The sequence below is a fragment of the Geodermatophilus nigrescens genome (genome assembly GCF_900129495.1).
Lineage (GTDB): Bacteria > Actinomycetota > Actinomycetes > Mycobacteriales > Geodermatophilaceae > Geodermatophilus > Geodermatophilus nigrescens.
Genome location: NZ_FQVX01000002.1, coordinates 270,672 through 284,525 on the forward strand (window position 1 = coordinate 270,672; position 13,854 = coordinate 284,525).

The 13,854-nt window shown below is 75.0% G+C and carries 11 protein-coding genes; 3 read left to right on the forward strand and 8 right to left on the reverse strand.

From position 1 onward, the window contains the following. Positions 1-79: 79 nt before the first annotated feature. From BUE37_RS08860 to BUE37_RS08870, 3 genes are all read left to right on the forward strand, one after another. Entirely contained in the window at positions 80-2,197 is a 2,118-nt protein-coding gene (locus tag BUE37_RS08860) for a hydantoinase/oxoprolinase family protein (protein ID WP_073420669.1), read from the forward strand. Beyond that, positions 2,194-4,524 carry a hydantoinase B/oxoprolinase family protein gene (locus BUE37_RS08865; RefSeq protein ID WP_073419861.1) on the forward strand — a complete coding sequence of 777 codons (2,331 nt, stop codon included), beginning with the start codon at positions 2,194-2,196 and terminating at the stop codon, positions 4,522-4,524. Before BUE37_RS08860 ends, BUE37_RS08865 begins: the two co-directional genes overlap by 4 nt. Before the next feature lie 203 nt (positions 4,525-4,727). After that, entirely contained in the window at positions 4,728-5,420 is a 693-nt protein-coding gene (locus tag BUE37_RS08870) for a TetR/AcrR family transcriptional regulator (RefSeq protein WP_073419862.1), read from the forward strand. Positions 5,421-5,438: 18 nt separating this feature from the next. Here the strand turns inward: BUE37_RS08870 and BUE37_RS08875 are convergent, their stop codons facing one another. The 8 genes from BUE37_RS08875 to BUE37_RS08910 all read right to left on the reverse strand — a co-directional run bounded on the left by BUE37_RS08875 (position 5,439) and on the right by BUE37_RS08910 (position 13,803). Further along, positions 5,439-7,118 carry a (2,3-dihydroxybenzoyl)adenylate synthase gene (locus BUE37_RS08875; protein ID WP_073419863.1) on the reverse strand — a complete coding sequence of 560 codons (1,680 nt, stop codon included), beginning with the start codon at positions 7,116-7,118 and terminating at the stop codon, positions 5,439-5,441. Then, the gene (locus BUE37_RS08880; protein WP_073419864.1) at positions 7,099-8,751 is read right to left on the reverse strand and encodes an FAD-dependent monooxygenase; all 1,653 of its coding nucleotides are present in this window, start codon (positions 8,749-8,751) and stop codon (positions 7,099-7,101) included. The genes BUE37_RS08875 and BUE37_RS08880 overlap by 20 nt, the downstream gene beginning before the upstream one ends. Before the next feature lie 61 nt (positions 8,752-8,812). Further along, positions 8,813-10,147, reverse strand: a complete 1,335-nt coding sequence (locus BUE37_RS08885; protein ID WP_175562827.1) for an MFS transporter — start codon at positions 10,145-10,147, stop codon at positions 8,813-8,815. A gap of 110 nt (positions 10,148-10,257) precedes the next feature. After that, positions 10,258-11,496 carry an alpha/beta fold hydrolase gene (locus BUE37_RS08890; RefSeq protein ID WP_073419865.1) on the reverse strand — a complete coding sequence of 413 codons (1,239 nt, stop codon included), beginning with the start codon at positions 11,494-11,496 and terminating at the stop codon, positions 10,258-10,260. Further along, positions 11,493-11,738, reverse strand: coding sequence for a hypothetical protein (locus BUE37_RS08895; RefSeq protein WP_073419866.1), 246 nt, complete (start codon positions 11,736-11,738; stop codon positions 11,493-11,495). The genes BUE37_RS08890 and BUE37_RS08895 overlap by 4 nt, the downstream gene beginning before the upstream one ends. Beyond that, entirely contained in the window at positions 11,735-12,406 is a 672-nt protein-coding gene (locus tag BUE37_RS08900) for a VOC family protein (RefSeq protein WP_073419867.1), read from the reverse strand. The genes BUE37_RS08895 and BUE37_RS08900 overlap by 4 nt, the downstream gene beginning before the upstream one ends. Before the next feature lie 31 nt (positions 12,407-12,437). Then, positions 12,438-13,187: a maleate cis-trans isomerase family protein gene (locus tag BUE37_RS08905; RefSeq protein WP_217651194.1), complete on the reverse strand. Its 750-nt coding sequence runs from the start codon at positions 13,185-13,187 to the stop codon at positions 12,438-12,440. Positions 13,188-13,272: 85 nt separating this feature from the next. Continuing rightward, positions 13,273-13,803 (reverse strand): hypothetical protein, encoded by a 531-nt coding sequence (locus tag BUE37_RS08910; RefSeq protein WP_073419869.1) that lies wholly within the window; start codon positions 13,801-13,803, stop codon positions 13,273-13,275. Between the last annotated feature and the right edge of the window lie 51 nt (positions 13,804-13,854).

The following is a 13,854-nucleotide window of genomic DNA, read 5'->3' on the forward strand; positions in this document are numbered from 1 at the left end:
GCACGTCGAAAAATCTACGCATTCGTCAAACGGGACGGTGCTCGCCGCCCCGACGCAGGTCCGAGCGAAGGAGCCGACCGTGGCCTATGTGATCGGGGTGGACGTCGGGGGGACGTTCACCGACGCCGTACTGGACGACGACGCCGGGACGATCATCGCGGCGAAGGCACCCTCGACGCCGCCGGACTACTCCCGCGGCGTGCTCGACGTCCTCGGCGTCCTGGCCGAGCAGCTCGGCCGCCCGCTGGAGGACGTGCTGACCGACACCCACCACATCGCGCACGGCACGACGTCGTCGCTCAACGCGCTGGTGATGGGGAACGTGCCGCCGGTCGGCTTCCTCACCACCCGCGGCCACCGCGACTCCATCTACATCATGAACGTCGAGGGCCGGTACCTCGGCAGCTCGCCGCACGAGCTGCAGCACGTCCTCGGCCAGACCAAGTCGCACGGCCTGCTGCCCAAGCGGCACGCGCTCGAGGTGACCGAGCGCATCGACCGCGACGGCGAGGTCGTCGTCCCGCTCGACGAGGACCAGGCACGCGCGGCGATCCGGGCGCTGCTGGACGACGGCCTGCGCGCCATCGCGGTCTCGCTCCTGTGGTCCTTCCGCAACCCGGCGCACGAGCGGCGCCTGCGCGAGCTGGTCCACGAGATGGACCCGGAGGTGTTCGTCTCCCTCTCCAGCGAGGTCAGCCCGCGCATCCGGGAGTACGCCCGCAACGCGACGACGATCATGAGCACCCAGATCGGCCCGGGTCTCCGCGACTACCTGGGCACCCTGGAGGACGGACTGCGCGAGCGCGGGCTGCGCGGGCCGCTGCTGGTCATGCAGAGCAACGGCGGCGCGGTGGCCGCCCGGCAGGCGCCGGCCACCGCCATCAGCACCGTGGGATCGGTCCTCACCGGCGGGGTCGTCGGCTCGGTGGCCCTGGGACAGCAGCTCGGCCACCGCAACGTCATCTCCACCGACGTCGGCGGCACCACCTTCCTCGTCGGCCTGGTCGTCGACGGCGAGCCGGTGCGGGCGACGACGACGGTCATCAACCACCACCCGGTCAACGTGCCCACCCTCGAGGTGCACGCCATCGGCTCGGGTGGCGGCGCCATCGCCTGGCTCGACGCCGGCGGCAACCTGCAGGTCGGGCCGCACAGCGCGCAGGCCGTCCCCGGCCCCGCCTGCTACGACCAGGGCGGCACCGAGCCGACCAACACCGACGCCAACCTCGTGCTCGGCATCCTGCCCGAGCGGGGGTTGCTGGGCGGGCGCAAGCCGCTGTCGCTCGAGCGGGCGCGGGAGGCGATCCGCACCCGCATCGCCGAGCCGCTGGGCCTGTCGGTGGAGGACGCCGCCGCGGCCATCCACGCCGTGCAGAACGCCCAGACCGGCGACCTGCTGCGCAAGACCGTCGTCGAGGCCGGGCACGACCCGCGGGACTTCGTGCTCTACGCCTTCGGTGGTGCCGGCCCCGCCCACTGCGCGGCCTACGCCGCCGAGGTCGGGGTGGCCGAGGTCGTGGTGCCGCTCGGCCCCGTGGCGTCGGCGTTCTCCGCCTACGGGCTGGCCTCCTCCGACATCGTCGTCGCTGCCGAGTTGTCCGACCCCGCGGCCATGCCGCTGGACCCGGTGCGTGTGGAGAAGGCCTTCGCCGACCTCGAGACCCAGGTGCGCGAGGCACTGGACCGGCAGGGCGTCCGGTACACCGCCGTCTCCCTCGACCGCGAGATCGACATGCGTTTCACCATGCAGCTGGCCGAGCTCGCCGTGCCGGTGCCCGGCGGCCCGGTCGACGACGCCGTCGTCGCACAGGCCGGCCGCGCCTTCGAGCGCCGCTACGCCGAGCTGTACGGCGAGGGCAGCGGCTTCGCCGCGGCCGGCATCCAGGCGATCACCTTCCGCGTGCGCGGCACCGGCGTGCTGCCCTTCTCCCCCCGCCTGCCGGAGCTGGCGCGGGCGGGGTCGGCGGACCCGTCGGCAGCCCGCACCGGCAGCCGGCCGGTGGACCTGGCCGACGGCGCCGGCCCGGTGGACACCCCCGTCTACGACTACCGCGCCCTGCGCGCCGGCCACGTCCTGGAGGGCCCGGCGATCGTCGAGGTCCCCACCACCACCGTCGTCGTCCCCGCCGGGCGCACCGGCACCGTCGACCGGCTCGGCAACCTGTCCATCACGCCCCGTCAGGAGTCCTCCCGATGACCATGCCGATCCCCGGCTCCGAGCGGTTCAGCAGCCGGCCCGTGGACCCGGACGAGCTCGCGGCCTCGCTCCCGGCGTCACTGCCCCTGCACACCGTCAGCCAGGAGCAGATCGACGCCCTGGACCCGCTCACCTACGAGGTGGTCCGGCACCGCCTGTGGTCGGTCACCGACGAGATGGGCGAGGCGCTCAAGCGCATGTCCGGGTCGCCGATCGTCACCGACGCCAACGACTTCGACTTCGCCATCGGCGACGAGCTCGGCCAGGAGGTGCAGGTCGGGCTCTACAACACGATGCTCGTCGGGGCCGTCGACCTCGCCGTGTACTGGACGCTGCGGCACCGGGCCGCCAACCCCGGCATCGCCGAGGGCGACATGTTCCTGTGCAACGACCCGTGGGTCGGCGGCGGGCTCCACCAGAACGACGTGATCGTCTACCAGCCGGTCTTCCACGACGGGCAGCTGTTCGCCTGGACCAGCGCCATCGCCCACGAGCCCGACCTGGGCGGCGTCGGCCTGGGGTCGTTCTCCCCCAGCGCCACCGACGTCTTCTCCGAGGCGCTGCCCACCCCGCCGGTGAAGGTGGTCCGCGGCTTCCAGCTGCAGGACGACGTCGCCGACCTGTGGGTCCGCCGCTCCCGGGTGCCCATGCTCGTCGGGCTGGACCTGCGGGCGAAGATCGGCGCCAACTCCATCGGCCGGCAGCGCCTCCTCAGCGTCATCGAGCAGTACGGCGCCGACACGGTCAAGGCCGTGATGAAGCGGATGATGGCCGACGCCGAGCAGCGGCTGCGCGACAAGCTGCGCCGCCTGCCCGACGGCACGTGGCGGGCCAGCGGCTACCAGGACCAGTCGCACGCCGGCGACCGCAGCCTGCACCGGATCACCGTGGCCATGACCAAGCGGGACGACCACCTGACGTTCGACTTCACCGGCACCGGCCCGCAGTCCGGCGTCGTCAACTGCACCTACGCCGGCATGCGCGGCGGCGTCGTGTCGGCGGTGCTGCCGCTGCTCGCCGGGGACATCCCCTGGGCGGCCGGCGGGCTCATGCGCTGCTTCGACCTGGTGTCCGAGGAGGGCACCCTCAACAACGCGACCTTCCCGGCCGCGGTCAGCCGGGGCCCGATCGGCCCGGCCTGGCTGACCGGCTCGCTGGTGGCGGAGTGCCTGTCGCAGATGCTCGACCGCTCGGTCGACCACGAGCGCAGCGTGCAGGCGACCTGCTGCGGCACCTGGGACACCGCGGTGCTCGCCGGGCTCGACGAGCGCGGCTCCCAGCCGGTGCCCTTCCTCAACCTGCTCATGGAGCCGATGGCCGGCGGTTACGGCGCCCGCCCGGGCGCCGACGGCATGGACACCGGTGGACTGTTCTGCATCCCGATGGGCCGCATCCCCGACACCGAGATGACCGAGTTCCTCTACCCGCTGCTGACCCTGTGGCGGCGGGAGGAGCCGGACTCCGGCGGCCCGGGCCGGCACCGCGGCGGTGTCAGCGCGTCGATGGCGGTCACGCCCTACGGCACGAGCGTCCCGATGGGCCTGGTGCTGGCCTCGGCGGGCAAGTCGGTGGCGCAGAACAACGGCCTCGCCGGCGGTCTGCCGGGCAACACCGGGGTCGAGGTGCTGGCGCGGGGCGCCGGCATGGCCGAGCGGCTGGCCGCCGGCGAGCTCCCCACGACGCTGGCGGAGGTCGGCGGGCAGCAGGAGTTCGGCGCCTGCTACGCCGAGAGCCACCTGGCGCCCGGCGAGGTGTTCTACATGCACTGGCAGGGTGGCGGCGGGTACGGCGACCCCCTGCTGCGCGACCCGGAGGCCGTGGCGCGGGACGTCCGCGAGTACAAGGTCACCGAGCACGGGGCGCAGGAGGTGTACGGCGTCGTCCTCAGCGGTGGGCGGGTCGACCAGGAGGCCACCCGGGCCCGCCGTGAGGAGCTGCGCGCGGGTCGACGGCACCGGGCAGCGCCGGCCGGGCCCGGGCCGCAGGCGACCGTCGACCTCGCCGGCGCCCGCCGCCTCGACGACAACCTCGTCGAGGCCCGGCACGACGGAGCGCCGGTGGTGGGCTGCGCCCACTGCGGGCAGGTGCTCGGGGACGCCCGCGCGGAGGGCCGGCTGCGGCTGGCCCGCTTCGACGGGCCGTCGTCGGCGGCCGGTCCGCAGGTGACGTCGGACCCCGCGCTCTACGTCGACGACGAGGTCGTGTTCCGGCAGTTCTGCTGCCCGGGCTGCTGGACCGCGGTGTGGTCGGGCGTCGTCCCGGCCGACCACGAGGACCACGCACTCGACCTGGCCCGCCTGCTGACGGCGGCGCCATCGGCCGGCTGACGTCCGGCCGCGGGGCCGTGCGCGTCCGGGGTACCCGGGCGCGCACGGCCCCGCGGTGTGTGACGGGGGCGGGCGGCACCCGCCACTAGGCTCCCGGCGTCGGGTCGCGCAGGTGCGGTCCGTACCCGCACGACACCCGCACCCCGACGACACCTGCAGCCGGACGACACTGCGCCCGGACGACGCGGAGGAGGCAGCTGCCGGTGAGCAGCGCACCCGAAGGACGGCCCAACGCCCGGCGCGACCTCGTCGAGGCCCAGATCCTCGAGCAGGCGACCCGGTTGTTCGCCGAACGCGGCTTCGCCGCCACCAGCCTGCAGGACATCGCCGAGGCCACGGGCCTGACCCGGCCGGCGCTCTACCACTACGTCCGCAACAAGGACGACCTGCTGTCCCGGCTCGTGCAGGAGCTCACCGAGGGCCCGGCCGAGGAGCTGCACCGCATCAACGCCGACGCCGACCGCCCGCCGCTGGAGCGGCTGCGCGACATGGCCCACGCCGTCGCGCTGCGGATGGCGCGCTCCCCGGAGCGGTTCCGGCTGCTCATCCGGTCGGAGGCGGAGCTGCCGGAGTCACTCGCCGACGTCTACGCGCGTGGCCGGCGCCGGGTGCTCCGCGAGTTCACGGCGGTGATCGAGGACGGCATCGCCGCCGGCCGGCTGCGCCCGGTCGACGCCCGTGTCGCCGCCCTCGGCGTCATCGGCATGTGCAACTGGGTGGCCTGGTGGCACCGGCCCGGCCAGCAGGACGAGGCGGTGGCCGGGCAGATCGCGGACATGGCCGTCGCCTCACTGGCCGAGGCCGACTCCCGGGCCGGGGAGGGCGAGGGCCCGGCGCGCGCACTGTCGCTGCTGCGCCAGGACCTCGACTACCTCGAGCGGCTGCTCGGCGGCTGAGATCGGTGGCCGCCGGCGTCAGCCGGGCGGCGGGCCGCCGGCCACCTCGGCCCGCAGGCGCTTCTTGTCCAGCTTGCCGACCTGCGTCCGGGGCAGCTCCGTGCGCCACTCCAGCCGTTCGGGCCACTTGTACTTCGCGACGCCCAGCGCCTCGAGGTGCCGCCGGAGCTCGGCGAGGTCCACCGGGTCACCGTCGGCCACGAGCACCGCGCAGGCCCGCTCGCCCAGCCGCTCGTCGGGCACCGCCACCACCGCGGCGGCCGCGACCGCCGGGTGCCGCACGAGCAGCTGCTCGACCTCCTCGGCGTTGACCTTCTCGCCGCCGCGGTTGATGACGTCCTTGATCCGGCCCTCGACGGCCAGGTAGCGGCCACCGTCGATGTCCACCAGCCGGGCGAGGTCGCCGGTGCGGTAGAAGCCGTCGCCGGTGAACGCCCGCGCGTCGTGCTCCGGGGCGGCGAGGTAGCCGCGGATCGTGTAGGGCCCGCGCGCGCAGAGCTCCCCCACCTCGCCCGGTGGCACCTCGTCCTCGGAGTCCGGCCGCAGGACGCGGACCTCGTCGAGCGGGGACAGCGGCGTCCCGACCGTCTCGTTGCGCGCCCGGCGGGGCGCGCCGGGGAAGGTGACGGCGAACATCCCCTCCCCCATGCCGAACAGCTGCCCGGTCCACAGGCCGAGCGCCTCGAAGCGGTCGAACAGCTCCGCGCTCACCTTCGCCCCGCTCAGGACGACGGTGCGCAGCGTCGGCACGACGGCGGCCAGGCCCGGGTGGTCGATGACGCCGTAGTGGCCGTGCCCGAACAGCACGTCGGTCACCCCCGCCGCCGCCATGAGCGGCAGGGCCCGGTCCAGGTCGGGAGAGGCCAGGACCAGGGTGCCGCCGACGCTGTGCGGGCCGTGCAGCCCGCAGACGATGCCGGCGTTGTGCACGACCGGGATGAGGTGGGCGACTCGGCTGGAGGCGTTCCAGCCCCACGCGGAGGCGTAGGCGAGGGCGTTGTACCAGTACTCGGCGTGCAGCCGGGGGATCACCTTGGGCACCCCGGTGGTGCCGCCGGACAGCTGGAGGACGGCGACGTCGTCGGGACCGATGCCCGCCTGCACGGCGTCGACCCGGGCCCGCGCCACCGTGGGGTCGGCGTCCCGGCCCAGGTCCTCCAGGCGGACGGTGCCGGCGTCCGCGGCGGCGCCGACGGTGAGCAGGTGGCGCAGGGTGGGATGGTCCTGCGCCTGCTCACGGCCGAAGGCGACGAGGTCGAAGCCCCGCGTCCCCGCCTCCACCAGGTGCCCCACCGCGCCGACGAGCCGGCTGATCTGCGAGATCTCGTGTCCGCGGTGGTGCGCCAGCGCGCAGACCGGCAGCAGGCCGGCCTTCAGGGTGGCGTACCAGGCGAGCACCGTCTCCTGCCGGTTGGTCACCTGGAACACCACCGGGTCACCGGGGCGCAGCCCCAGCTCGCCCAGCCCGCAGGCGATGAGGTCGGTGCGGGCGTCGAGCTCCGCGTAGGTGAGCGTGCCCGCGTCGGTGACCAGCGCGACGACCTGCGGGTGTGCGGCGGCGACCCGCTGGAACTCCTGCACCAGGGTCCGGTCGCCCCACAGGCCGGCCTCCCGGTACCGCCGGACGGCGTCGTCCGGGTACGGGACGACGCCCGCGCGCAGGGTCGAGCGGGGCCGCTCAGGCGCCGGGACGGACATCGGTCTCTCCTCGGGAGCCGGACAGCACGGGCTGCAGGGTGCGGGGGGAGGCGGCCTCACCGTCGGTGAGGTCGACGAGGTCGGTGCGGCCGCTGACCAGCGCGGCGGCCGCGTCGGCGCGCAGCTCGGCGGGCACGGAGACGACCGTCAGCAGGCCGGTCACCCGCCGGACCCGCTCGGCGAGGTCGAGGCGGTCGAGCACGGCCTCCCGCCCGGCCGGGCCGGTGAGCCACAGACCGGCGCACCCGCGGGCGGCCAGCTCGCCGGCGCGCCGGGCCAGCGCGTCCCCCGCCGACGACCACGCGCTGCCGGGTGGGGCCACGAGCCGGGCCAGGGTGCCGGGCGGGGCGTCGTCGCCGTCGACGACCTCGGGCAGCTCGGCGGGGTCGGCCCGCCGGGAGGCGAGGACCCGGCCGGCCCGCTCCAGCGGCCGGTCCAGCACCCACTCGTCGAGGCCGGCGGCGGGGAGCCCCTCGGCCGGGGAGCCCGCGTAGTCGGCGAGCGCGCGGGCGACGACGTCGGGGCTGCTCGTCGCGAAGCGGGACAGCGGCACGTTCCCCGCCCGCGACATGTAGGCCACCATCAGCCGGTCGACCGGCTCGTCGAGCCGGTCGGGGAAGCTCTCCCACCACAGCTGGCTGCGCCGGGCGAGGCCCTGGAGCCGCTCGACGGCGGGGCGCCGCACCGCCTCGTAGGCGGTGAACGCGGAGGGCACGTCGCCCGACGCACCCAGGGCGTCGACGAGCGCGATGGCGTCCTCCATGGCCAGCTTGGTCCCCGAGCCGATCGAGTAGTGCGCGGTGTGGGCGGCGTCGCCGAGCAGCACCACGGTGCCGCTGTGCCACCGTCGCGCGGTGACCCTGCGGAAGCGGAGCCACTGGGTGCGGTTGCCGATGAGAGGGTGACCGCGCAGCGACGCGGCGAAGACACCCTCGAGGTGGCGCAGGCTGGCCTCGTCGTTGGCGTCCCGCGCCAGGCCCCGCGCGCCGGCGTCCAGGCCGGCCCGCCGCCAGGTCCGCTCGTCGGTCTCGACGAGGAACGTGCTGCGGTCGTCCTGGTAGGGGTAGGCGTGCGTGACGAAGGTGCCGGCCTCGGTCTCCACCGGCTCGAACAGGGCGTGGTCGAGCGCGAAGTCGGTGGCCGCCCACAGGTAGAGGCCTGCGCCCGTCTCCACCGTGGCCCCGAACTCCTCCGCGCGGGCCGTGCGGGTGGCGCTGTTGACGCCGTCGGCGGCGATCACCAGGTCGGCGTCGAGCTCGTCGGCCCGCACCCGCTCCCCGAACCGCAGGACGACGCCGGACTCCTCGGCGTGCCGCTGCAGGACGGCGAGCAGCCGCGTCCGCGCGATGCCGATCAGGGCGTCGTTGCCGACCGTGGTGGCCTGCCCGCGCACGCGCATCTGCATGTCGTGGCGGTGCCCGCCGGCGACGATGTCGCGCAGGCTGGCCGGGTCGGCGGCCTCGAGGTTGCGTTGCGTGCCCGCGGCGAGCCCGACGCCGAAGCCGAAGGTCTCGTGCGGCACGCCCTGCTCGTGGACGACGACCTCGCACCCCGGCTGCGCGAGCTTGAGCAGCCGGGCGGCGTACAGCCCACCGGGCCCGCCGCCGAGGACGGCGACCCTCCTCAGCTCCACCCTGACCTCCCCGAGACGTGTTGACGCGCAAGTCGAGTATTCGACGTTGCCGATGACACTGTCAACGCACCGCTCCTGCCGCCGGCACCGCTGCCTCGGTGGAGCGGACCCGGCCGGCCGCCCGACGCGCGGGCACCAGGGCCGCGGCCACGCCGCCGAGGGCCGCGGGCAGCGCGAACGCGTGGAACTGCCACGACAGGCCGAGACCCGCCGCGACCAGCAGCCCGCCGTAGGTCGGGCCGAGGATGGCGCCCACCCGGCCGACGCCGAGCGACATGCCGAGTCCCGTCGTGCGCACAGCGGCCGGATAGGAGACGGCCACGAAGGCGTTGAGCAGGATCTGCGTGCCGGTGGTGCCGAAGCCGGCCACGGCCACGAGCAGGTACACCGCCCACGTCGGCGGCGCGAGGCTCAGCAGAGCCAGCGACACCGCCGCCGCCCCGAAGGCGGCGACCGTGACGGGCTTGGCACCCCAGCGGTCGGCCAGCGCGGAGGCCCCGAGCGCCCCCACGACGGTGCCGCCGTTGAGGACCAGGACGAACGACAGCGAGGACTGCAGGCCGTAGCCGGCGGCGGTCATGAGCGCCGGCAGCCACGACGCGACGCCGAAGAGCACCAGCAGGCAGAAGAACGTGGCGACCCAGAACGACACCGTCATCGCGGCGCGCCCGTCCGAGAACAGCGCCCGCAGTCCACCGCGGGCCGCCGCGGTCCCTGCCGCGTCCGGACCGGGCGGTACCAGGGGGACGCCGTACCGCGCGGCGACGTGGGCCGCCTCCTCCCGGCGCCCCGAGGCGAGCAGGAAGGCCGGCGACTCGGGCAGGTACCGCAGCATCAGCGGCAGCACCACGAGCAGCGGCACCGCCCCGGCGGCGAACATGCCCCGGAAGCCGAACGCGGGCACCAGCCAGAGCGCGAGCAGGCCGGCGAGCATGCCACCCACGCCGACGCCCGCGAAGCCCAGCGCCGCGGTCCGGGTACGCCGGCCCGGGGTGGAGAACTCGACGAGGATGGCCACCGCCGTGGGCATGAGCGCTCCGGCGCCGAGACCGATCAGGAAGCGCGAGACGCCGAAGACCTCCGGGGTCGGCGACAGCGCGCACCCCGCCATGGCCAGGGAGAACGTGCAGACGCTGACCAGGATGGTCCGGCGGCGGCCCCACCGGTCCCCGACGGCCGCCGCGGCCAGCGCACCCACGAGCATGCCGAAGGCTGCCAGCGAGCCGAGGACGCCCACCGCAGGCGCGTCCAGGCCCCACGGCCCGTGGGCGAGCAGGGCGGGCACGACCGTCCCGTACATCAGGAGGTCGTAGCCCTCGAGGACGAGCGCCAGGAAGCACAGCGCGACGACGGTCGCCGACGCCCCGGTCCGGGGGCTCGCGGGATGTGCGGACATGCCTTCTCCATCGAAGACGGGGCCCGCGACTGCCGGGCCGGTGCAGGGGGACGCGCCGCCTGCCCGGCGAGGCCGGGGGCGGGAGGGCGGGCCGGGTGGGACCGCCGGGCTCAGCGGGAGAAGCGCTCCTCGAGCCAGCCGCCGATCTCCGCGGCGGCCAGGCTCGCGCCGGTCGGTTCGCCGTCGGCGACGGCACCGCCGAAGTGGGTGCCGCGCACGGACCGCACGGTGAGGTCGTCGGCGCCGAGCGCGGCGGTCATGGCGTCGACGTCACGCGGGAAGCAGGCCTGGTCGCCGGTCAGCTCGACCAGCAGCGTGCGCGCCGACACGTCCGGGGCGCAGCGGAGGAAGTCGGCACGGGTGGTGGTCGCCGACCAGGTGGACAGCCAGGCGTCGGGGGTGCTGAGCCGGCCGAAGCCGAGCAGGCCGTAGTTGGTCAGGTCGGGCCGCCGGCCGAACAGTGACCCGTACGGCCGGTCGTTGGGATCCAGGGAGAGGTCGACCGAGCGCAGGTCGGCGTCGGTGCGGAACACCGTGAGCAACCGAGGCGCCAGGGCGGCACGCCGGTCGCGCGGGTCCTCCGAGCTCCGCGACCGCCGGCGGGCTGCGTCCGCCTCGTCCGCCAGCCCGCGGGCGACTGCGTCCAGGCGCGCGATCCGCGCCGCCTGCGCCTCCCGGTAGCGGGCTACGAACTCCGGCGCGTAGCTCGAGGTCTCCCCGGGTGGCGCGAAGCCGTTGTCCGGGTCGTAGGGGTCGAGGGCCGGGTCGACCGACAGGGGGTCGCGCTCGTCGGTGACGGAGGGGTCGACGAGCCGGGCCAGCAGCGCACCCTGGCCGGGGTGAGGCGCCATGAAGACCACCCCGTCAGGAACCGGGAGGTCGGCGTCGGCCAGCGGCACCGGCCGTCCGGTGGGGGTTGCGGAGATCCGCCCGGCCGGCGCCAGACCGGCTTGCTGGGCGTACAGCGCGAACAGCGTCCCGCCGCCGGAGTGGCCGAGGACGACGACGTCGTGGAAGCCCGCCCGGCGCAGGAAGACCTGGCCGGCGCCGATGTCGAGGACCGTCTGCTCGTGCACCAGCGCCAGGTCGTTGTTGACCGACCGGCTGCCCTGCGTCCACACCGCGAAGCCGCGGGCCAGGAGCTCGGGGACGAGCACGTGGTGGGACACGTCCTGCCGGGGGTGGGCGAGGCAGACGACGGTGCGCGCGCCGGGGACGGTCCGCAGGAGCCCGGTCACGGTCGCGCCGTCGGCGGTCCGCAGCTCGTGCGCGGTGGTGACGGTGGCGGCCGGGGGCTCGGCCGCGGCGATCCAGCGCCCGGCCCCGAGCCGCTCGGCGGTGCCGGTCACACCGGCTCCACGCGGAGCGCGTCCTTGTCCTGCTGCGTCACGCGAGCACCGCGCAACCCGGCGACGCAGGAGTACCAGACGGCGTGCCGGCACCCGGTGGCCCGGCGGTCGACGACGATCGCGCCCGGTGCGCTGATCTCGAAGTAGGGCCCCACCCGCGCGACGGTGACGTCGGGTCCCTGCCCGGCCACCGTGGCCACGGAGACGTTCTCCGGGACGTCGAGGACGTAGAACGTGGTCACGGCCGCGCCACCTCCGGGACCGACGCCTGTTCGGCGGTGGCCCGCGCGGCGTGCTGCTCCTCCCACGCCGCGGCCCGCTCGACGATCAGCTCGGCCTTGCGGGTGAGCAGCGCCGCCATGCTGGGGTCAGGCCCGGACACGACGTCGACGAGCGCGTCGATCGTCAGGGCCGCGTCGAGGTCCTCCTGCGGGGTCACCGGCCTCAGTGCCCGCGTGATCTCGATCATGTAGCCGTTCGGGTCGTGCGTGTAGATCGACTCGATCGTCTCGTGCTGGATCTGCATCTCCACCGGCCACTCGCTGCCGTCCAGCCGCCGGCGGTACTCGAGGAGGTCCTCCTCGCTGTCGACGTGGATGGCGAGGTGGCGGGACCGGATGAAGTAGACCGGGACGTCCTCGGCGAAGCGGGAGTACGCGTCGCCCTGGGGGCCGCCTCCGAACGGCTCGAGGCCGAAGTAGTAGAAGAAGGCGAGGCGGTCGCCGTTGCCGATGTCGAAGAAGAAGTGGATGAAGTCCGGGTGCCGCTCCGGGCCCCAGCCGGCGGCACAGATGGAGTGGACGACGGGGAAGCCCAGGACGTCACGGTAGAAGCGCACCGTGCCGGCGGGGTCGAAGGTCGGGTAGGCGACGTGGTCGACGCCGCGGACCCGGTGCGGGAGTTCGCTCACGGGATCCTCCTCGGGTTCGGCTGGGGTGCGGTCAGGCGGGGACGGGGACGCGGTCGGCCCGCAGGAGGCTGCCGGCACCGGGGAGGTCGACGGGCAGACCGAGGGCGCGCAGCAGGCTGTAGGCGCCGGCGGTGGCGGCCGACAGCACCGGGATGCCGAACTCCTGCTCGGCCGGCTCGACCAGGGACAGGGACGGCATCTGCACGCAGCAGGACAGGACGAGGGCGTCGACAGCGGACAGGTCCAGCTCGCGGGCCGCTGCCATCACCCGGTCGCCGGGGATGCAGCCCACCTCGGCGTTGTCGGCCACCTCGAGCGCCCGCCAGTCGGCGACCGTCAGACCCTCGGCCTCCAGGTAGGCGACCACCTGCTCCGCGAGCGGCCGCGTGTAGGGCATCACCAGGGCGACCCGACGGGCCCCCAGACCGCGCAGGGCCTCGACCAGCGCGCCGGCGCTGGAGCGCACGCGGGCCTCCGAGCCCCCGGTCGCCAGCTGCTCGGCCACGGCGGCCTCGACGCGCTGGTGCTCACCGGGGCCGCCGGCCATGAGCGCCACCAGGCACGCGTAGAGGATCGCCTCGGGACCTGCGTCACCGAGCTCGAGGACGCAGCGCTCGCGCTGGGCGTTCATCGCCCGCAGCTGGGCGGGACTGACCGCCGTCATGCGCATCCGGCTGGAGTGGAACGAGAACGACGCGTCGGGGTGCCGGGCCAGCAGCGCCGGCATCTCGGTCTCCACGGTCACGTTCGAGCTCGGCACGACGAGCCCGATGCGGTGCACGGCCACACGGTCCTCCCGGGTTGTTGACGCTGACGACGATTATTCGACGTCAGCGACGACAGTGTCAACCCGGTCGGACGACCTCTCAGGCGCTCGGTGCGACGGCCCTCCGGCGGGCGCGGGCGAGCAGGAGCGCGGCGGCTCCCCCGGCGGCGGCGAGCACGATCGGCAGGCCGGCGCCGTTGCCGTCCGCGGGCATCTGGGTCGACGGCGGGCACGCCGCGTCGCCCTGGCGCGCCGCCAGGTTCGTGCTGCCCAGGTGCCACATGGGTCCGCCGCCGCCGGTGACGGTCACCGCGAACACGCCCCGCCGGAGGCCGGGCTCGAAGGTCGTGGGCTGCGGCGTGCCGTACCGGGTCGGCGTGACCTGGTTGGCCGGGCCGACCGGGATGGTCACGGTCGTGCCGGTCCGGTTGTCGTAGCCGAAGACCGCCGTCCAGCTGCCGTCGGCGCGGGTGAGGACGCAGTCCAGGACGGGGACGACGTCGGGCGGGTCGGAGCGGTTGGGCGCCGCGGCGGCGGCACCGGGAACCAGCGCGACGAGGACGGCGATCGCCGCCGTCGCCAGCAGGCGGACCGGGGTCCGCGAGGAGGTCCTGCGTCCGTGCCGCGGCATGGCGGTGTCCCGTCGTCTGGCCGGCTGTTCCACCTGACGCAGACGGCATCG

What these genes read in the sequence shown, in the direction of transcription:
- BUE37_RS08865 (WP_073419861.1), top strand. Translation starts at nt 2,194, where the DNA reads ATGACCATGCCGATCCCCGGCTCCGAGCGGTTCAGCAGCCGGCCCGTG.
- BUE37_RS08875 (WP_073419863.1), bottom strand. Translation starts at nt 7,118, where the DNA reads ATGTCCGTCCCGGCGCCTGAGCGGCCCCGCTCGACCCTGCGCGCGGGC.
- BUE37_RS08885 (WP_175562827.1), bottom strand. Translation starts at nt 10,147, where the DNA reads ATGTCCGCACATCCCGCGAGCCCCCGGACCGGGGCGTCGGCGACCGTC.
- BUE37_RS08910 (WP_073419869.1), bottom strand. Translation starts at nt 13,803, where the DNA reads ATGCCGCGGCACGGACGCAGGACCTCCTCGCGGACCCCGGTCCGCCTG.